The organism is Methyloversatilis universalis EHg5 (assembly GCF_000378945.1).
Lineage (GTDB): Bacteria > Pseudomonadota > Gammaproteobacteria > Burkholderiales > Rhodocyclaceae > Methyloversatilis > Methyloversatilis universalis_A.
The window spans coordinates 2,108,072-2,126,591 of record NZ_KB900539.1 but is presented as its reverse complement, the minus strand read 5'-3'; the positions used below and the strand labels follow the sequence as shown (position 1 = coordinate 2,126,591).

Genomic DNA, 18,520 nt, shown 5'->3' with positions numbered 1-18,520 from the left:
ATGGCCGACCGCATCACGGTGGCCATGGTCGCCGGCGAAGCGTCGGGCGACCAGCTGGCCGCGCATCTGATCAAGGCCCTGCAGGCCGTCCGGCCCGACATCGATTTCGTCGGCATCGGCGGCCCGCGCATGGAAGGTGCCGGTTTCAAGGCCTGGTGGCCGTCGGAAAAGCTGGCGGTGCGCGGCTATTTCGAAGTGCTGAAGCACTACCGCGAACTGTCGGGCATACGCCGCGATCTGCTCAACCGTTTGCTCAAGGACAGGCCGGCCGCCTTCATCGGCGTCGATGCGCCGGATTTCAGCCTTTGGCTCGAAAAGCGCCTCAAGGACGCCGGCGTGCCCGCCATCCACTACGTGAGCCCGTCGATCTGGGCCTGGCGCGGCGGACGGATCAAGGGCATCGCGCGCAGCGTGTCGCGCATGCTGTGCCTGTTCCCGTTCGAGCCGGCGATCTACGAAAAGGCCGGCGTGCCGGTGAGCTATGTCGGCCACCCCTTTGCCGACGAAATTTCACCGGAGCCACAGCGCTTCGCGGCGCGCGAGCGGCTGGCTCTGCCGGTCGATGCGCGCATCGTCGCGCTGCTGCCGGGCAGCCGCCAGTCCGAACTGCAGTACAACGCACACGTCTGGATCGGTGCCGCCCAGCTGCTGCACCGCCGCCATCCGGATCTGCGCTTTCTGGTGCCGCTGACCACGCGCGAAACCCGGCAGCAGTTCGAACAGGCGCTGTGGGACTGCCAGGCCAACGAGCTGCCGCTGTCCATCCTGTTCGGCCACGCGCGCGACGCGCTGATGGCCAGTGATGTGGCGCTGGTGGCCAGCGGCACCGCCACGCTGGAAGCCGCGCTGTGCCGCGCACCGCATGTGGTGGCCTACCGCATCCACAGGCTGAGCTATCTGCTGATGAAGCGCATGGCCTATCAGCCCTGGGTGGGCCTGCCCAACATTCTGGCCGGCCGGTCGCTGGTGCCCGAACTGCTGCAGCACGACGCCACACCGGAAAAACTGGCCGACGCGCTGGACGCGCTGCTCGGCGACCCGGTCGCGCGCAGCGCGCAGATCGAGGAATTCGAGCGCATCCACCACACGCTGCGGCAGGGCACTGCCGCGCGTGCGGCACAGGCCATCCTGCCGCATCTGCCGCCGGCATGAGCGGCACCGTGCTGCTGCAGGCCGGCGTCGACGAAGCGGGCAGGGGGCCGCTGTGCGGGCCGGTCTATGCCGCCGCGGTCATCCTCGATCCGGCCCGGCCCATCGCCGGGCTGAACGATTCCAAGAAGCTGTCGGAAAAGAAGCGCGAGGCACTGGCGCCGCTGATACGCGAGCGTGCGCTGGCGTGGGCGGTGGGCATCGCGACGGTGGAGGAAATCGACCGGCTGAACATCCTGCACGCCACTTTCCTCGCAATGCGGCGGGCGGTGGAGGGGCTGGCGGTGCGGCCGGACGAGGCGCTGATCGACGGCAACCGTGTGCCGCCCGGCCTCATCGTGCCAGCGCGCGCCATCGTCGGCGGCGACGCGTCGGAAGCGGCCATTTCGGCGGCTTCCATCCTGGCCAAGACCGGTCGCGATCACGAAATGCTGCAGTGGGCCGAACAGTATCCGCTGTACGGCATCGCGAAGCACAAGGGCTACCCGACCGCAGAACATCTGGCGGCGCTGCGGGCGCACGGCCCGTCGCCCATCCATCGCCGCAGCTTCGCACCGGTGGCCCAGTGCGCGCTCGATTTCGGCCAGACCGACTGACCCCGCGGACGGGCGCTCGCTGCTGAGTCAGGCGGTCTTCGCCGGCAGATGCACCGCCAGCCAGACCGACACCTGTTCCGGGTCGGTCGCCTCCACCCGATGGCGCGCACGCGCCGGAATGAATACCCAGTCACCCGGGCGCAGCGCGCGCGGCGCCTCTTCGTCGGCCAGCCGCAATTGCGCGCTGCCTGACAGCAGCACCACCCATTCATCGTCCGGCTGGTCGTACCAGAAGCCGGGCGGGCTGCACTGGCCGGTAGATACGATGCGTTCGATCCGTACACCGGCACCCGCGTGCAGCAGTTCGAAGCGTTCGTCCGTCTCCGGAGCGGACGGCAGACCGGCGAACAGATTGCCGCTCACGGCATAGCGTCCAGCAGTTCGGTGTCCGCGTGCGCATAGGCCGGGCTGCAACAGCACAGCAACGTCAGAGGAATGTCGCCCAGTGTCTCGATGCAGTGCGCCGTGCCCGGTGTAATCAGCACGGTGTCGCCCGGCCCGACCTCGAAGCGATGTTCGCCCAGCGTCATCAGGCCGCGCCCTGCGGTCACGTGGTACAGCTCTTCGGTGAGCGCATGCCGGTGCAGCAGTGTGCGGGTACCTGGCGGCACGGTGGCTTCGGCCAGACTCTGCGCGCGGCCGCCGTGCTGCTGCGGGTGCATCAGTTCGCGGATGACTGAACCGTCCTTGGTCACATAGGCCAGAATGTCGGCGTAGCGGGTGTGGGGCGTGCAATGCGTGCTCATGGGGCGGCATCGTCGCACAGCGGCACGATGTCGGCACTGCGCAGGCACAGCGTCACGTCAGCGTCGCGGCTCACCGCATGGCGGCGGATGGCGCGGGTGGGCAGGCGCAGCTGCAGCGGCGCGTCGGCCAGCCCGGCCGGCTGCACCCGCACCACCGCTTCGCCACCCAGCTCAACCACCTCCAGCACCCGCGCCTGCACCGCGTTTTCCAGATCGCTATTCCACGCCCGGTCGGCGTGCGCCAGCAGCACATTGGACGGCAGCACCGCCCAGCGCAGCAGGCCGTCCGGTAAAGCCGGGTCGAGTGCAGCCACGCGCAGGCGGTGCGGGCCCCAGTGCAGCAGACGTTCGTCGCCGGCGTCGCGCGTCAGCCGGCCTTCGAACACGTTCGGAATGTCGAGCAGCCGCGCGGCCGACACGCTGCGCGGCCGGTTGAGCACGTCGGACGCAGGTCCTGCCTGCAGCAGGCGGCCGTGCCGCACCAGACAGAGATGGTCAGCCAGCTGCGCCGCCTCGTCCAGATCGTGGGTCACCAGCACGACGGTGTTGCGCAGCTGTTCGTGCAGCCGCCGCAGTTCCAGGTAGAGGCGCTTGCGGGTGCTGCGGTCGACCGCGGAAAACGGCTCGTCCAGCAGCAGCACCCGCGGCGCGCGGGCGATCGCGCGTGCCAGCGCCACCCGCTGTTTCTGGCCGCCGGACAGTTCGTGCGGCCGCCGGTGTTCCAGCCCGCCGACATGGGCCAGCGCCAGCACTTCGAGCGCCCGCGCGCGGCGTTCGGCGGCCGGCAAGTGGGTGAGCGACATTTCGACGTTGCCGAGCGCGCTCAGGTGCGGGAACAGCGCGTAATGCTGCGACACCAGACCGATGCTGCGCGCGCGGGTGGGCAGGCGGACACCGGCGCCGTCCCAGTGTTCGCCCTCCAGCGTGACGCGCGCTTCGCGCACCGGCAGCAGACCGGCGATCGCGCGCAGGATGGAGGTCTTGCCGCTGCCCGACGGGCCGAGCAGGGCGGTGATGCGGCCGCGCGGCAGATCGGCGCGGAAGTCAAGCGGCGGGCCGTCGTGGCGAAGGTCGAGCGACAGGCTCATGCGCTGCGCCGCCTGCGCATCAGGCGCTCCACCAGTCCGTAGCTCACCGCCATCGTGACCAGCGAAATGACGAGCAGCAGGGCGGCCATGGCGCCGGCGGACGCGTGATCGAAGGACTGGGTGCGGTCGTAGATGGAAATGGCCACCGTCTGCGTTTCGCCCGGAATATTGCCGCCCACCATCAGCACCACGCCGAATTCGCCCAGCGTGTGCGCGAAGGTGAGCACCGCTGCGGACAGCAGGCCGGGCCAGGCCAGCGGCAGTTCGATGCGCCACAGCGCCTGCCAGCGGGTGAGCCCGCAGCACTGCGCCGCTTCGCGCAGGTCGGGCGCGATCGATTCGAAGGCGCGCTGCACCGGCTGCACTGCGAACGGAATGTTCACCAGCACCGAGGCGAACACCAGGCCGCCGAAACTGAACGCCAGCGCGTGGCCGACGAGCGCCTCGAACAGTCGGCCAAGCGCGCTCTGGTTGCCCATGGCCACCAGCAGGTAGTAGCCGACCACGGTGGGCGGCAGCACCAGCGGCAGCGCCAGCAGGCCTTCGATCCACGGCTTGAAGCGGGTGCGGGTGACCGCCAGCCAGCGGCCGAGCAGCACCGCCAGCGGCAGCAGCACCAGCAGCGTCACGCCGGCCAGCCGGGCCGACAGGGCGATGGCGGTCGCGTCCATCAGGGCGCCGATGTCTCCGGCCGCGTGAAACCGTGGCGGGCGAGCAGATCGCGTCCGGCCGGGCTGCGCAGCCAGTCGTGAAAGGCGCGCGCGGTGGCGCCAGCGCCTTTCAGCAGCACCATGCGCTGGCGCAGCGGCTCGTCGGCATGCCATTCGGCCGGCAGCGGCACGAAGCGCCCCTGACGGGCGATGTCCGGCGCGCGCGACAGCGACAGCGGCACCATGCCGCCCTGGCTGGCGCCGGATGCGGCGAACTGCATGGCCTGGGCGGCGTTCTCGCCCAGCACCAGGCGCGGCTCGATCGCGGTCCACAGGCCGGCGTGACGCAGCACCGAGCGGGCGGCGCGACCGTAGGGCGCGTGTTCCGGGTTGGCGATGGCGAAGCGGCGCAGCCGGCCGTCGGTCAGCGCCGCGCGCAGGTCTTCCAGCGTCGCGTCCGGCTTCAGCGGCGAGCGCTCGGGCACGAACAGCACCAGACGGCCGATCGCGTACTGCGCGCCACGGTCCAGCGTGTGGCCCGCTTCGGCCAGCCGGAACACGAAAGCTTCATCCGCCGACAGGAACAGTTCGAACGGCGCGCCGTTCTCGATCTGCTGGGTGAAGTTGCCGGAGGAGCCGAAGCTGAGCCTCACCTTCTGCCCGCTGTCGCGCTCGAACTGCGTGGCCGCTTCGGTCAGCGCGAACTTGAGGTCGGCGGCTGCCGCCACTGCAGGCGGCTCGGCCGCGCGAACGCCGCCGAAGCACAGCGCGAGAAAGAGGAACAGAAGCGGGAGCGGAAGTGGGAATGGAAGCAGACGACGGTACATATGAAGTTCACTTCTGAATACAGGAGCAAGGGTAGCCGATTTCGCTTTCCGCGGTTCCGGCCACTTGTGCCCGGCCAACACTTCAACAATAATTGAAGTATGGAAGAACAGGACATCATCCGCGCACTCGGTGCGCTGGCGCACGACATCCGGCTGCGGGTATTCCGGGCGCTGGTGGTGGCCGGGCCGGAGGGCCTGACGCCCGGCCGGCTGGGCGAGGCGCTGGCGGTCGCGCCGACCACGCTGTCCTTTCATCTGAAAGAGCTGTGCAACGCCGGCCTGCTGCTGCAAGCGCGCAGCGGCCGCAACCTGATCTACCGCGCGGACTACGCGCGCATGGGCGCACTGATGGCCTATCTGACCGAGAACTGCTGCGCCGGCGAGCCCTGCGCGGCCACCCCGCCTGCCTGCACGAACTGCTGACCGGAGACACGACATGAAGCGCTTCCACGTCCATCTGCACGTCGACGACCTTGCGAAAAGCATCGCCTTCTACAACCGGCTGTTCGACGCGCAGCCGGCGCGCTCGGAATCCGACTACGCGAAGTGGATGCTCGACGACCCGCCGGTCAATTTCGCGATTTCCACCCGCGGCAGCAAGGCCGGCATCGACCACCTGGGCATACAGACCGACGATCCGGCCGAACTGGCGGCGATGAAGTCGCGCGCCGAAGCGGCCGACATGGCGCTGCTGGACGAGGGCGAAACCACCTGCTGCTACGCGCGCAGCGAAAAGCACTGGGTGACCGACCCGCAGGGCATCGCCTGGGAGCATTTCCACACGCTGGGCAACATTCCGGTGTTCAACGAAAGCGCCGCGACGCCTGCCGAAGGCAGCGCCTGCTGTGCGCCCAGGGCACCCGATGCCCCGAGTGCGCCGGTCACCCGCGGCAAGCCGCTGTCCATCGGCATCAAGAGCACCGGCAGTTCCGGTTCCGGGTGCTGCTGAGGTGGCGCAGTCGCTCAATGTGCTCTTTCTGTGCACCCACAATTCGGCGCGCAGCGTGCTCGCCGAATGCCTGTTGAACCACCTGGGCGGCGAGCGCTTCCGCGCCTTTTCGGCTGGCAGCACGCCCAGCGGCACGGTGAATCCGTTCGCGCTGCAGGCGCTGGCGGAGCAGGGCGTCGACACCGCCGGCGTGCGCAGCAAGGCCTGGGACGAATTCGCGCTGCCCGGCGCACCGCAGATGGATCTGGTGATCACGGTATGCGATGCCGCGGCCGGTGAAACCTGTCCGGTGTGGCCCGGGCATCCGGCAACCGCCCACTGGGGCTATGCCGATCCGTCGCTCGTCGCCGGCAGCGAGGCGGCGAAGCTGACCGCCTTCCGCGACACGCTGGTGCTGATCCGCCGTCGTCTCGAAATACTGGTCGCGATGCCGGACGAGCGGCTGCATGCGCTCACGCTGCAGCAGACCGCACGCGATCTCGCTGCACACTGAGGTTCTTCATGGGACTGTTTGAACGCTGGCTCACGCTTTGGGTGGGCCTGAGCATCGCTGCGGGCGTGGCGCTCGGCCTGGCCGTGCCGGCGGTCTTTGCGGCGGTGGCCGCGATTGAGCTGGCGCATGTGAATCTGGTGGTGGCGGTGCTCATCTGGGTGATGATCTACCCGATGATGATCCAGATCGATTTCGCCGCGGTGCGCGACGTCGGCCGGCGGCCGCAGGGGCTGCTGCTGACGCTGGTGGTGAACTGGCTGATCAAGCCGTTCACGATGGCGGCGCTGGGCGTGCTGTTCTTCGATCACCTGTTCGCCGGCTGGGTGGATCCGCAGTCGGCATCCGAATACATCGCCGGCATGATTCTGCTCGGCGTGGCGCCGTGCACCGCCATGGTGTTCGTCTGGAGCCAGCTCACCCGCGGCGACCCCGGCTACACGCTGGTGCAGGTGTCGGTGAACGATCTGGTCATGGTGTTCGCCTTCGCGCCGATCGCCGCCTTCCTGCTCGGCGTGACCGATGTCGACGTGCCCTGGCAGACGCTGCTGCTGTCTACCGTGCTCTACGTGGTGCTGCCGCTGGCGGCCGGCGTGTTCACGCGCCGGCTGCTCGGTGGCGAGGCGGCGGTCGGGCGTTTCGTGGCCCGGCTCAAGCCCTGGTCCATCGTCGGTCTGCTGGCCACGGTCGTGCTGCTGTTCGGTTTCCAGGCGGAAACCCTGGTCACGCAGCCTTTCGTGATCGCGCTGATCGCCGTGCCGCTGGTGCTGCAGACCTATGGCATCTTCGCCATCGCCTTCGTGCTCGCGCGCTGGATGAAACTGTCTTACCCGATCGCCGCACCGGCCTGCCTGATCGGCACGTCAAACTTCTTTGAACTGGCAGTGGCGGTGGCGATTTCGCTGTTCGGACTGCACTCCGGCGCAGCACTGGCGACCGTGGTCGGCGTGCTGGTAGAGGTGCCGGTCATGCTGTCGCTGGTGGCGCTGCTGCGCCGTACCGCTCATCTTTTTCCGGATTCCGCTGAACTTTCTTAGATCAAGTCTAAACAAAGCTCAGGATTCGCACTATCATGCGCGCTTTCACCCCCCACAACTGAAGAGGACTCTGAGATGAGCATCGTCAATACCGCTGTCCAGCCGTTCAAGGCCAACGCTTTCCACAACGGCAAGTTCATCACCGTCACTGAAGAGAACCTCAAGGGCAAGTGGTCGGTTCTGGTGTTCATGCCGGCCGCTTTCACCTTCAACTGCCCGACCGAAGTCGAGGACGCTGCCAACAACTACGGCGAATTCCAGAAGGCCGGCGCTGAAATCTACATCGTCACCACCGACACCCACTTCTCGCACAAGGTGTGGCACGAAACCTCGCCCGCCGTCGGCAAGGCCCAGTTCCCGCTGGTTGGCGACCCCACCCACCAGCTGACCCGCGCTTTCGGCGTGCACATCGAAGAAGAAGGCCTGGCGCTGCGCGGCACCTTCGTGATCAACCCGGAAGGCGTGATCAAGACCGCTGAAATCCACGACAACGCAATCGCCCGCGACATGAACGAAACCCTGCGCAAGCTGAAGGCAGCCCAGTTCGTCGCCAGCCATCCGGGCCAGGTGTGCCCGGCCAAGTGGAAGGAAGGCGCAGAAACCCTGACCCCGTCGCTGGACCTGGTCGGCAAGATCTAAGAGCGATCACGCTCTGCGCAGCAACACCGGCAGGCGCAGGTCTGCCGGTGACGCACCGCCGGAACGCCCGGGTCTGATCGCGCACCGCGCCCGGCCCGGGCGTTTCGTTTTCTGCTTCACCCGTTTGGAAAGCCGAGCACATCATGCTGGACGACACCCTCAAGGCCCAGTTGAAGGCCTACCTCGAAAAGCTGCAGCATCCGATCGTACTGAAGGCCGCGCTGGACGATTCGAACGCCGCGCGCGAACTGCAGGCGCTGCTCGACGACATCGCCTCGCTGTCTGACCGGATCAGCGTGAGCGCCGACGACACGCCGGGCGCGCGCGCGCCGTCGTTCGCGATCCAGCGTCCGGACGGCAGCCTGTCGCTGCGATTCGCCGCCATTCCGCTCGGCCATGAATTCACGTCGCTGGTGCTGGCGCTGCTGCAGGCCGGCGGCCACCCGCCGCGCGTATCCGACGAAATCATCGAGCAGATCCGGGCGCTCGACGGCGACTTCAGCTTCGAAGTGTTCATGTCGCTGTCCTGCCACAACTGCCCGGACGTGGTGCAGGCGCTGAACCTGATGGCGGTGCTCAATCCGCGGGTGAAGGTGGTCACCATCGATGGCGCGCTGTTCCAGAAGGAAGTGGACGACCGCCAGGTGATGGCGGTGCCCATGGTGTTCCTGAACGGCGAACTGTTCGCCTCGGGCCGCATGACCATCGAGGAAATCATCGCCAAGGTCGACACCGGTGCCGCCAAGCGCGACGCCGAGAAGATCAGCGCCCGCGCGCCGTTCGATGTGCTGGTGGTGGGCGGTGGCCCGGCCGGCTCGGCGGCCGCCATCTACGCGGCGCGCAAGGGCATCCGCACCGGCATCGTTGCCGAGCGCTTCGGCGGCCAGCTGATGGACACGCTGAGCATCGAGAACTTCATTTCGGTCAAGGAAACCGAAGGCCCCAAGCTGACCGCGGCGCTGGAAGAGCACGTCAAGAGCTATGACGTGGACGTGATGCCGCTGCAGCGGGTCGAGAAGCTGGTGCCGGCAGAACAGCCGGGCGGGCTGGCGACGCTGCATCTGGCCAATGGCGCCACGCTGCAGTCGCGCGCGGTCATTCTGGCCACCGGTGCGCGCTGGCGCGAAATGAACGTGCCGGGCGAGCGTGAGTACCGCAACAAGGGCGTGGCCTACTGCCCGCATTGCGACGGCCCGCTGTTCAAGGGCAAGCGCGTGGCGGTGATCGGTGGCGGCAACTCGGGCGTCGAGGCGGCGATCGATCTGGCCGGCATCGTCGGCCACGTGACCCTGCTCGAATTCGACAAGCAGATGCGCGCCGACGCGGTGCTGCAGCGCAAGCTGCTGTCGCTGCCCAACGTGAAGGTGATCCTGCAGGCGCAGACCACCGAAGTGACCGGCGGTGCCGACGGCAAGGTGAATGCGCTGAAGTACACCGACCGTGCAACCGGCGAATCGCACACGGTGGAACTGGAAGGCATCTTCGTGCAGATCGGTCTGGTGCCGAACACCGAGTGGCTCAAGGGCAGCATCGAGCTCACGAAGTACGGCGAGATTCCGGTCGATGCGCGCTGCGAAACCGGCACCCACGGTGTGTTCGGCGCCGGCGACGTGACCACGGTGCCGTACAAGCAGATCGTCATCGCGATGGGCGAGGGCTCGAAGGCCGCGATTTCCGCCTTCGACTATCTGATCCGCACGTCCGCGCCGGCCTGAGGCCGGCTCGCGTACACTGCAGCCCGCTGGCCGCAAGGCCTGCGGGCTGTTTCATGTCCACAGCGGGCGCATGCCCCCAAGGAGTTCTGCATGGACCTTCACTACCTCATGCTTTTCCTGCACATCGCCGGCGTCACCGTATGGGTCGGCGGCATGTTCTTCGCCTATGTCTGCCTGCGGCCGGTGGCCGCCAGCCAGCTTGAACCGCCAGCGCGCCTCACGCTGTGGCGCGGCGTGTTCGCGCGCTTCTTTCCGGCGGTCTGGGTTTCGGTGCTGGCCATACTCGGCAGCGGGCTGGCGATGATGCTGGCGGTCGGCATGAAGGCAGCGCCGATCTACTGGCACCTGATGTTCGGCATCGGCCTGGTCATGATGCTCATCTTCATGCACGTGTTCTTCGCACCCTGGCGCCGGCTGCAGCGGGCGGTGGATGCGGCCGACTGGCCGGCCGGCGCTGCCGTGCTCGGCCAGATCCGCAAGCTGGTGGCGCTGAACACGACGCTGGGCTTCATCAATATCGCGGTCGCTACGCTGGGCCATCTGCTGGCGCACTGATGAAGCACATCCAGTCGCGCGACAACGCGCAGTTCAAGCAGCTGCGCAAGCTGGCCACCACCGCACGCGCGCGGCGCGAAGCCGGGCAGACGCTGATTGACGGCGCCCACCTGTTCCGCAGCGCGCTGGAGGCCGGCGTGCGGCCGCGCATGGCGCTGGTCGCCGAGCGCGCGCTGCACCAGCCGGAAATCGCCTCGCTGCTGCACGGGCAGGAGGTGCTGTTGCTGGCCGACGCACTGTTCGACGAACTGAGCGCGACCGACACGCCGGCCGGCCTGCTCGGGCTGGTCGATCTGCCGCCGGAACCCGAAGGTGCGGTCAGCGGCGACTGTCTGGTGCTCGATGCGGTGCAGGACGCCGGCAACCTCGGCACGCTGCTGCGCGCGGCCTGGGCGACCGGCGTGCACGACGTGCTGCTCACCACCGGCTGCGCACAGGCGTGGAGCCCCAAGGTGCTGCGCTCGGGGCAGGGCGCGCACTTTTCGCTGCGCATCCGCGAACACTGCGACGTGGCCGCGCTGCTGGCCGGCTACCCGGGCCGCATCGTCGCCACCCGGCTGGATGCGCGCGCCGCGCTGTACGACCTTGATCTGCGCGGTCCGGTGGCCTGGCTGTTCGGCAACGAAGGCGCCGGTCTGTCGCCGGCGCTGGCGGCGCTGGCAACCGACGCGGTCATCATTCCGATGCCGGGCAGTGCCGAGTCGCTCAACGTCGCCATGGCGGCCACCGTCTGCCTGTTTGAACAGGCGCGGCAGCGCCGTCCGGGCTGAGTCCTCACCGCCACGCGCCTGCACGTCCGGTGCGGGCAGCCATCCGGAGCATGTGTATCCATTAATTAACTAGCTTGCTTATTAATTGGTTGGTTGCTATCTTGAGGCCATGGATACGATCGATCAGCTCAGACTCAGCCTCACCCGTTCGCTGCTGCAGACCGGCCGCCACTGGCAGCATCTGGCGCAGAACGCGATGGGGACCTATGGCATCTCGCCCTCTGGCGCCACCGCGCTGCTGTTCATCGGCCGCCTCGGGGAAGGGGTGCGCCAGATCGAACTGGCGAAGGAAATCGGCATCGAGGGCGCTTCGCTGGTGCGGGTGATCGACCAGCTCGAAGCAGCCGGGCTGCTGCGGCGGGAGGAATCGTCGACCGACCGTCGCGCCAAGACCCTGTGGTTTACCGAGGCGGGCAGGGCGCTGACGCTGCGGATCGAGGCGGTGCTGGTCGATCTGCGGGCGCGCGTGCTGGCCGACATCGACGCCGCCGATCTGGACGCCACGCTGCGCGTGTTCAAGGCCATAGAGCGTGCGGCCCAGCAGGGCGTGCCACCGGCCGCTGACACCGGCCGCCCGGGCTGAATCATGGGCGGCGGCCTCACCCTACCGGGATGGCGGGACTGGCTGTTCTCGGCCAAGACCTTCGCCGCCGCCATGCTGGCCCTGTATATCGCGCTCGCCTTCGAACTGCCGAACCCGTACTGGGCCATGGCCACCGTGTATGTGGTGGCGCATCCGCTGGGCGGCGCCACCCGATCGAAGGCGATCTATCGCGCCGCAGGCACCGTGATCGGTGCGGCGGCGGCGGTGTTCTTCGTGCCGCTGTTCATCCATGCGCCGCTGCTGCTGAGTGCGGTGATCGCGTTATGGACCGGCAGCCTGCTCGGTCTGTCCATGCTCGACCGTTCGCCGCGCAGCTATGTGTTCATGCTCGCCGCCTATTCGCTGCCGATGATCGCGCTGCCCGCAGTCGACACGCCGCTCGCGGTGTTCGATCTCGCGGTCGCGCGCAGCGAGGAAATCCTGATTGGCATCGCCTGCGCCAGCGTCGTGTCGGCGCTGCTCTTTCCCGGCCGGGTCGCGCCGGTGCTGGGCGCGCGGGTCGATCGCTGGCTCGCCCACGCCGCCGACTGGGCCGCGGACACCCTGGGGTCGGCGGCCGGTCACGCGCCGGCCAAGACCACCGGCCGCCCGGCGCTCGCGGCGGACATTCTTGCGCTCGACCAGTTCATATCGCACCTCGCCTACGATTCCACGCGCGAAGCGCTGACCGGCACCGCGCACGAACTGCGCGGCCGCATGAGCATGCTGCTGCCTGTGCTGTCCTCGCTGACCGCCACCGTCGACGCACTGCGTCGCCAGCCGGGCGGCGTGCCCGCGGATCTGGCGCGGCAGATGGATGAGGTGGCCAACTGGATGCAGCGCACCGACCGCGCTCCGGCGGAGGCAGGCCGGCTGGTTGCGCAGCTGCAATCGGCCGGACAGGCGGCGTCGCGCGAACAGAGCTGGTCCGCGCTGCTGGTCGATCAGACCCGGGCGCGGCTGATCACGCTGACCCGGCTGTGGCAGGACTGTCTGGCGCTGCGCCGGATGATCGCGGACGAGCGGCCGGACCGCCAGTGGCAGCCGGCCTACCGCCGCGCCGGCACCGCCATGCAGGCCCGCCACCGCGACGCCGGCATGATGATGTACGCCATCCTGTCCGCTTCGCTGGTCACCTTTCTGGCCTGTATCGGCTGGGTGGAGATGGGCTGGGCCGACGGCGCCCAGGCGGTCATCATGACCGCCATCGCCAGCTGCTTCTTCGCGGCGCAGGACGAGCCGGCGCCGCTGGTGCGCGTGTTCCTGCTGGCCGGGTCGATCGGCATGGTGATCGCGTCGGTCATGCAGTTCCTGATCATTCCGCTGGCCCACGAATTCGAAACGCTGGTCGCGCTGCTCGCGCCGCTGTTCCTGCTGATCGGCACGCTGAGCACGCAGCCGCGTTACAGCATGCTGGCCGCCATCCTGGCGGTGAATACCGCCTCTTTCGTCGGCATCCAGCACGCCTACCTCACCGATGCGGCCGGCTTCATCAACGCCAGTCTGGCGGGGGTGGCGGGCATGACGCTGGCGCTGGTATGGACGCGGCTCACCCGGCCGTTCGGCGTCGACCTGGCGCTGCGCCGCATCGTCCGCGCCGGGCGCGAGGATCTCGCGCACAAGGCGGCCGGCCGGCACGACGGCGACTACGCGGCGCTGACCGCCCGCATGTTCGACCGGCTCGGACTCACGCTGACCCGCCTGGCGACCCGCAGCGCGGACGCCGCCCCCGACGGACTGGCCGACCTGCGTGCCGGCTTCGCAGTGCTTGACCTGCAGCGCGCCGGTCGCCGTCTCGATGGCGCGACCCAGAGCGCACTCGAACGCGTACTGGCCGCGGTAGAACGGCATTACCGCCATCTGGCGGACCACCCGCACGCTGCGCCGACCGACCATCGGCTGGCGCTCCAGATCAACGCCGCCCTCGACGCGGCACGGCAGGCCGCCGGTCCGGCGGCGCGGGCAGCACGCCACGCGCTGACCGAACTGAAGCTCACGCTGTGCCCGCCGGCAGCGGTGACCGCGCCCGCTATGAACCTGCCATCCACGGAGGTCGCCCATGCCGGGTGAGATCGATCTGTATGGCGTGTTCGTGCCCAGCCTGCTGGTGCTGATGCTGATCGCGCATGCGCTGACCGTGCTGCTGCGCCATGCCTTCGAGCGCTGTGGCCTGTACCGCGTGGTGTGGCACCGCGCGCTGTTCAATGCCGCCCTGTACGTGATCGTGCTGGGGGCGACCGTAATGCTGACCCGGGTTCTGATGACATGAAAACCGCTTTTCGACCGCTGTTCCGTCGCCTCGGGCCGGTGGCCCTGACGCTGACCCTCACACTGGCCGCGCTGCTGGTGGCCCAGCACCTGTGGGTCTACTACACCCGCGCACCCTGGACCCGCGATGGCCGGGTGCGGGCCGACGTGGTCCGGATCGCGCCCGACGTATCCGGCCTCATCACCGCGGTGAAGGTGCGCGACAACCAGCCAGTAAAGCGCGGCGAGCTGCTGTTCGTGATCGACCGCGCACGCTATGAACTGGCGCTGCGCCAGGCCCAGGCCGAAGCGGCAGCGCAGCGGGCGCGGCTTGCGCAGGCGCGGCGCGAAGCCGGCCGCAACGGCGAACTGGCCGAACTGGTGTCGGCCGAGGCGCGCGAAGCGGCCGAAGCGCGGGTGCAGCAGGGCGAAGCGGCGCTTGCGGCGGCCGAGGCAGCGGTCGGCATCGCACGGCTCAATCTCGAACGCACCGAAGTGCGCAGTCCGGTCGATGGCTGGGTCAGCGATCACCTGCCGCGCGCCGGCGACCACGTGACCGGCGGTCAGGCGGTGCTGTCGGTGGTCGATGCGGCGTCCTTCCATGTCGATGGCTATTTCGAGGAAACCAAGCTCGACCGGGTGCGCGTGAACCAGCCGGTGGACATCCGCATCATGGGCGAGTCGCGGGTGTTCCACGGCCATGTGCAGAGCATCGCCGCCGGCATCGAGGACCGCGAGCGCAGCAGCGGCGCCAGCCTGCTGCCCAACGTGAATCCGGCCTTCAACTGGGTGCGGCTCGCGCAGCGCATTCCGGTGCGCATCGCACTCGACGAAACGCCGTCCGACCTGCATCTGGTGGCCGGCCGCACCGCCACGGTGGAAGTACGCGAACAGCCGGTGGCCGCGGGCGAGGAGGGCGCACGCTCATGAAACGCACGTTCGCGCTGCTGCCGGTGTTCAGTCTGCTGGCCGCCTGTACCGTGGTCGGCCCGAATCACCGGGTGCCGGACGACGCGGCCATCCGGTCACCGGCCGCGTCAGCCCCCTTCATCGGTGTCGACGGCAGCGCCACCTCGATCGCGCCGCTGCCGCCGCGCTGGTGGTCGCTGTACGACGACCCGCAGCTCGACCGCCTGGTCCGGCAGGCGCTGTCGGCCAATACCGATCTGCGCGTCGCCTCTGCCCACCTGCGGCGGGCGCTGGCCCAGCGCGACGAGGTCGATGCGCTGGCCGGGCCGCACGCGGTCGCCAGCGCCTCGGCCCGCCGCGCGCAGAGTGCCGGCGAAAGCTATCTGCTGCCGCGCAAGCTCGCCGCCGCGAATCTGGCGGATCTCGGCGTCCAGGTGTCGTATCAGGTCGACCTGTTCGGGCGCATCGCGCGCAGCGAAGAGGCGGCCGATGCGAACGTCGGGGCCGGACAGGCGGCGCTGGAATCGGCCCGGGTCACCGTGGTGGCCGAAACTGTGGCGGCCTATGTCCAGCTGTGTGCCGCCACCCACGAACAGGCGGTGGGCGAGCGGGTGCTGGCACTGCAGCAGCGCAGCGTTGCGCTGGTGCAGCGGCTGGCCGATGCCGGCCGCGGCCCGGTGACCGACGTGACCCGCGCCCAGGCCCAGGCCGAAACACTGCGTGCGGCACTGCCGCTGCTCGAAGCTGAACGCAGTGCCGCCCTTTACCGGCTGGCGGCCCTGCTCGGGGAGATGCCGCGCGACTTCGAAGCGCGCGGCGTTGATTGTGCGCAGGTGCCGCAGCTGCATGCGCCGGTGCCCGCCGGTGACGGGGCCGCGCTGCTCGCCCGCCGGCCCGACGTGCGCGAGATGGAGCGCCAGCTCGCCTTTGCCAGCGCGAAGATCGGTGTCGCCACCGCCGCGCTCTATCCGGACATTTCGATCGGCGCTTCGGTCGGCTTCACCGGTCTGCTCGATCATCTGGGGCAGGGACGCACCACGCGCTGGGGGCTGGGGCCGCTGATCAGCTGGTCGATTCCGGACAGCGGAGCCCGCGCCCGGGTGGTGCAGGCCGAAGCCGATGCCGAGGCGGCGCTGGCCCGCTTCGACGGCGTCGTGATCAACGCCATCCGCGAAACCGAAACCGCGCTCGCCCGCTATGTGCGCGCGCTCGAAAGCCAGGCCGCGCTGCGCGCCGCGCGCGACGCCGCCGACACTGCGCGGCAGCAGCAGGCCCGGCTGTACGCGGCCGGGCGTACGCCCTACCTGGCCAGTCTGGACGCCGAACGCACGCTGGCCGATGCCGAGGCCCGGCTGGCCCGCTCGGAAAGCGAGGTCGCGCAGGAGCAGGTGGGGCTGTTTCTCGCGCTGGGCGGGGGCTGGGAGGTCGCCGCCACCGACGGCCGCCACTGATAGCCACTGGCGCGGCAGCGGCCGCCGGAAGTTCAGGCGGCGGCTTCGCCTTCGATGCCCGGGCGCGCCGCCCACGGCACCAGACCAGCGGCGGTGGCCAGACGCACCAGTTCCACGTCGCTGCGCACATCCAGCTTCTGGCGGATTTCGCTCATCCGGTTGGAGATCGTCTTCGGGCTCAGCTTGAGCGCGTCGGCGATTTCGTCCACGGTCATGCCGGCCAGCAGCAGGCGACAGATTTCGAATTCGCGCGGCGTCAGCACATCGAGCCGCTTCTCGTCCGGCATCACGTTGTCCAGCGCCAGCTGTTCGGCCACCCGCGGGCTCAGCGTGCGGCGGCCCTGGGCGGCGGCGAGCACCGCCTGCACCAGCGCGTCCGGCTCGGTGTCCTTGGTCAGGAAGCCGATGGCGCCGGCTTCGAGCGCCTGCCGTGCGAAAGCCGGCTGCGCGTGCATCGAGAACATGAGCACGCGGGCGCGGCCGTCCAGCGCCAGCATGCGGCGCGCCGCCTCGATGCCGCTGGCGCCGGGCAGCGAAATGTCCATCACCACCACGTCCGGCTTGAGCAGCCGGAACATCTGGTAGGCCTCGTCAGAGGTGCCGGCTTCGCCGACCACTTCCATCACCCGGTTGTGTTCCAGAAAGCGGCGATAACCGGCGCGCACGACCGCGTGATCGTCGACCAGCAGCACGCGTATGGGATTGTTGGGCGTCATGTCAGGGCTCCTGTACCGATGTCTTGAGAGGCAGCCAGGCGGACACCGCCCAGCCACCGTGCGGGCGCGGACCGGCGACGCAGTCACCGCCCAGCGCCAGCGCGCGTTCGCGCATGCCCACCAGCCCGAAGCCGCTTTCCGGCGGCACGAAGGGCGTGGGTTCGCCGTTGTCCAGCACCTCCAGCACCACACGCCCGGCGGCTTCATGCACCGACAGGCGGATGTCGATGCGGGTGCAGCGCGCGTGCTTGGCGGTGTTGGTGAGGCATTCCTGCACGATGCGGTAGAGCGTGATGTCGTGCATCGCCGACAGCGCGCCGAGATCCTCGTCCAGATGCAGCACCACTTCGGCCTGGTCGGCCGCGCGGCTGCGCTGGGTGCCCAGTTCGCGCAGCGCATGGCCCAGGCCCAGTTCCTCGATGTCGGGCGGGCGCAGGTGTTCCAGCAGGTTGCGCACCAGCCGCAGCAGATGGCCGACCTGTTCCGCCATCCAGTTGGCGGCGCTGCGGTGTTCCGACAGCTCTGGCCGGTCGGCGCAGGCGGCGGCCAGCAGGCGTGCGTGCGGATGGATGGCCACCAGATAGGGGCTCAGTTCGTCGTGCAGGTCGCGCGCCAGCTCGCGCCGGGTTTCCTCTTCGTGGGTGATGAGCTTGCGCAGCAGCCGGGCGCGCTCGCTGACCGCGGCTTCCAGCGTGGCGGCCATCGCGTTGAACGAGGCGGACAGCGGCGCCAGGTCGCCCGGGCCGACGTCGTCCAGCCGCGCGTCGAGCCGGCCTTCACCGATGGCGGACAGCGCGCGCATCACGCGGCCCAGCGGCTGCAGCGCGCGGCCGACCGCCCAGAAAACCATGATGCAGGCGATCACGCCGATGGCCGCCACCATGATGGTCTGTTCGATGTAGTCGTTCCAGATTTCGCGCAGTTCGTCGTCGGCGTTCGGCACCAGCAGGTAGTGGCCGATCACCGTGCTGCCGACCCGGATGTCCTTGCGCAGCGGCGGCAGGCTGCGCAGCCGGTCGCCCAGCCAGGCGATCAGCGCCGGCGGCTCTTTCGGCGGACCGCTGCGCGAGGTCTGGACCAGGCGATCGTCCGGCGTGCGCACCTCCACCGTCAGGTGACGCAGCGTGCGCAGTTCGCGCGTCAGTTCGATGCGGGCCAGCAGGGCCTCGGCACTGAGGCCGGGCGGCGGCGGCGACAGCTGGCTGGGCAGCAGCGCGTGCGCCAGCCGGGCCACCGAATCGATTTCGGCGACCGCGTCGTCATGGGCATCGTGCAGCCGGCGTGCGCTGTCGGCCACGACCAGCAGCGTCATCAGGGAGGCGATGATGAGGGTGAGTCTGAAGCGCAGACTCATGCGGATGTTTCCTGAAGCGGTGACCGGCCATCCTAATGCGAAGGCCTTC

22 protein-coding genes are annotated in these 18,520 nt (G+C 69.1%); 15 read left to right on the top strand and 7 right to left on the bottom strand.

The window, feature by feature from the left end; all coding sequences use genetic code 11:
* Together lpxB and rnhB are read left to right on the top strand one after the other, a co-directional pair.
* Positions 1-1,152, top strand: coding sequence for a lipid-A-disaccharide synthase (lpxB, locus tag METUNV2_RS0109995; protein WP_018229334.1), 1,152 nt, complete (start codon positions 1-3; stop codon positions 1,150-1,152).
* Positions 1,149-1,745 carry a ribonuclease HII gene (gene rnhB, locus METUNV2_RS0109990; RefSeq protein WP_018229333.1) on the top strand — a complete coding sequence of 199 codons (597 nt, stop codon included), beginning with the start codon at positions 1,149-1,151 and terminating at the stop codon, positions 1,743-1,745. Before lpxB ends, rnhB begins: the two co-directional genes overlap by 4 nt.
* A gap of 27 nt (positions 1,746-1,772) precedes the next feature.
* Here the strand turns inward: rnhB and METUNV2_RS0109985 are convergent, their stop codons facing one another.
* From METUNV2_RS0109985 to modA, 5 genes are read right to left on the bottom strand one after another with little or no spacing between them, the layout of a single operon-like run.
* Complete coding sequence (locus METUNV2_RS0109985) at positions 1,773-2,108, bottom strand: cupin domain-containing protein (protein WP_018229332.1); 336 nt, start codon at positions 2,106-2,108, stop codon at positions 1,773-1,775.
* Positions 2,105-2,491 (bottom strand): cupin domain-containing protein, encoded by a 387-nt coding sequence (locus METUNV2_RS0109980; protein WP_018229331.1) that lies wholly within the window; start codon positions 2,489-2,491, stop codon positions 2,105-2,107. The genes METUNV2_RS0109985 and METUNV2_RS0109980 overlap by 4 nt, the downstream gene beginning before the upstream one ends.
* Positions 2,488-3,579 carry an ABC transporter ATP-binding protein gene (locus tag METUNV2_RS0109975; RefSeq protein ID WP_018229330.1) on the bottom strand — a complete coding sequence of 364 codons (1,092 nt, stop codon included), beginning with the start codon at positions 3,577-3,579 and terminating at the stop codon, positions 2,488-2,490. Before METUNV2_RS0109975 ends, METUNV2_RS0109980 begins: the two co-directional genes overlap by 4 nt.
* Entirely contained in the window at positions 3,576-4,250 is a 675-nt protein-coding gene (modB, locus tag METUNV2_RS0109970) for a molybdate ABC transporter permease subunit (protein ID WP_018229329.1), read from the bottom strand. The genes METUNV2_RS0109975 and modB overlap by 4 nt, the downstream gene beginning before the upstream one ends.
* Positions 4,250-4,957: a molybdate ABC transporter substrate-binding protein gene (gene modA, locus METUNV2_RS0109965; protein WP_232415657.1), complete on the bottom strand. Its 708-nt coding sequence runs from the start codon at positions 4,955-4,957 to the stop codon at positions 4,250-4,252. The genes modB and modA overlap by 1 nt, the downstream gene beginning before the upstream one ends.
* Before the next feature lie 198 nt (positions 4,958-5,155).
* On the opposite strand from modA, the gene METUNV2_RS0109960 reads away from it, so the two are divergent.
* The 13 genes from METUNV2_RS0109960 to METUNV2_RS0109900 all read left to right on the top strand — a co-directional run bounded on the left by METUNV2_RS0109960 (position 5,156) and on the right by METUNV2_RS0109900 (position 16,401).
* Positions 5,156-5,479, top strand: coding sequence for an ArsR/SmtB family transcription factor (locus METUNV2_RS0109960; protein WP_018229327.1), 324 nt, complete (start codon positions 5,156-5,158; stop codon positions 5,477-5,479).
* 13 nt (positions 5,480-5,492) lie between these two features.
* Entirely contained in the window at positions 5,493-6,005 is a 513-nt protein-coding gene (locus METUNV2_RS0109955) for an ArsI/CadI family heavy metal resistance metalloenzyme (protein WP_018229326.1), read from the top strand.
* 1 nt (position 6,006) lies between these two features.
* Positions 6,007-6,498 (top strand): arsenate reductase ArsC, encoded by a 492-nt coding sequence (locus METUNV2_RS0109950; protein ID WP_018229325.1) that lies wholly within the window; start codon positions 6,007-6,009, stop codon positions 6,496-6,498.
* Positions 6,499-6,506: 8 nt separating this feature from the next.
* On the top strand, positions 6,507-7,532 hold the full coding sequence (arsB, locus tag METUNV2_RS0109945) for an ACR3 family arsenite efflux transporter (protein ID WP_018229324.1): 1,026 nt from the start codon (positions 6,507-6,509) through the stop codon (positions 7,530-7,532).
* Positions 7,533-7,607: 75 nt separating this feature from the next.
* A complete protein-coding gene (ahpC, locus tag METUNV2_RS0109940) occupies positions 7,608-8,171 on the top strand; it encodes an alkyl hydroperoxide reductase subunit C (RefSeq protein ID WP_018229323.1) in 564 nt (187 codons plus the stop codon).
* Between the two features lie 143 nt (positions 8,172-8,314).
* Positions 8,315-9,886 (top strand): alkyl hydroperoxide reductase subunit F, encoded by a 1,572-nt coding sequence (ahpF, locus tag METUNV2_RS0109935; protein WP_018229322.1) that lies wholly within the window; start codon positions 8,315-8,317, stop codon positions 9,884-9,886.
* 90 nt (positions 9,887-9,976) lie between these two features.
* Positions 9,977-10,441 carry a CopD family protein gene (locus METUNV2_RS0109930; RefSeq protein WP_018229321.1) on the top strand — a complete coding sequence of 155 codons (465 nt, stop codon included), beginning with the start codon at positions 9,977-9,979 and terminating at the stop codon, positions 10,439-10,441.
* Positions 10,441-11,211: a TrmH family RNA methyltransferase gene (locus METUNV2_RS0109925; RefSeq protein WP_018229320.1), complete on the top strand. Its 771-nt coding sequence runs from the start codon at positions 10,441-10,443 to the stop codon at positions 11,209-11,211. Before METUNV2_RS0109930 ends, METUNV2_RS0109925 begins: the two co-directional genes overlap by 1 nt.
* Positions 11,212-11,320: 109 nt before the next feature.
* Positions 11,321-11,794: a MarR family winged helix-turn-helix transcriptional regulator gene (locus tag METUNV2_RS0109920; protein WP_018229319.1), complete on the top strand. Its 474-nt coding sequence runs from the start codon at positions 11,321-11,323 to the stop codon at positions 11,792-11,794.
* Positions 11,795-11,797: 3 nt separating this feature from the next.
* Entirely contained in the window at positions 11,798-13,864 is a 2,067-nt protein-coding gene (locus tag METUNV2_RS0109915; protein WP_018229318.1) for an FUSC family protein, read from the top strand.
* Entirely contained in the window at positions 13,854-14,063 is a 210-nt protein-coding gene (locus METUNV2_RS0109910) for a DUF1656 domain-containing protein (protein WP_018229317.1), read from the top strand. Before METUNV2_RS0109915 ends, METUNV2_RS0109910 begins: the two co-directional genes overlap by 11 nt.
* A complete protein-coding gene (locus METUNV2_RS0109905) occupies positions 14,060-14,971 on the top strand; it encodes an efflux RND transporter periplasmic adaptor subunit (protein ID WP_018229316.1) in 912 nt (303 codons plus the stop codon). The genes METUNV2_RS0109910 and METUNV2_RS0109905 overlap by 4 nt, the downstream gene beginning before the upstream one ends.
* Positions 14,968-16,401, top strand: coding sequence for an efflux transporter outer membrane subunit (locus tag METUNV2_RS0109900; protein ID WP_018229315.1), 1,434 nt, complete (start codon positions 14,968-14,970; stop codon positions 16,399-16,401). Before METUNV2_RS0109905 ends, METUNV2_RS0109900 begins: the two co-directional genes overlap by 4 nt.
* Before the next feature lie 32 nt (positions 16,402-16,433).
* Here METUNV2_RS0109900 and METUNV2_RS0109895 read toward each other — a convergent pair whose 3' ends face one another.
* Positions 16,434-17,117, bottom strand: a complete 684-nt coding sequence (locus METUNV2_RS0109895; protein ID WP_018229314.1) for a response regulator — start codon at positions 17,115-17,117, stop codon at positions 16,434-16,436.
* Position 17,118: 1 nt separating this feature from the next.
* Positions 17,119-18,471, bottom strand: coding sequence for a sensor histidine kinase (locus tag METUNV2_RS0109890; protein WP_018229313.1), 1,353 nt, complete (start codon positions 18,469-18,471; stop codon positions 17,119-17,121).
* Positions 18,472-18,520 lie beyond the last annotated feature (49 nt).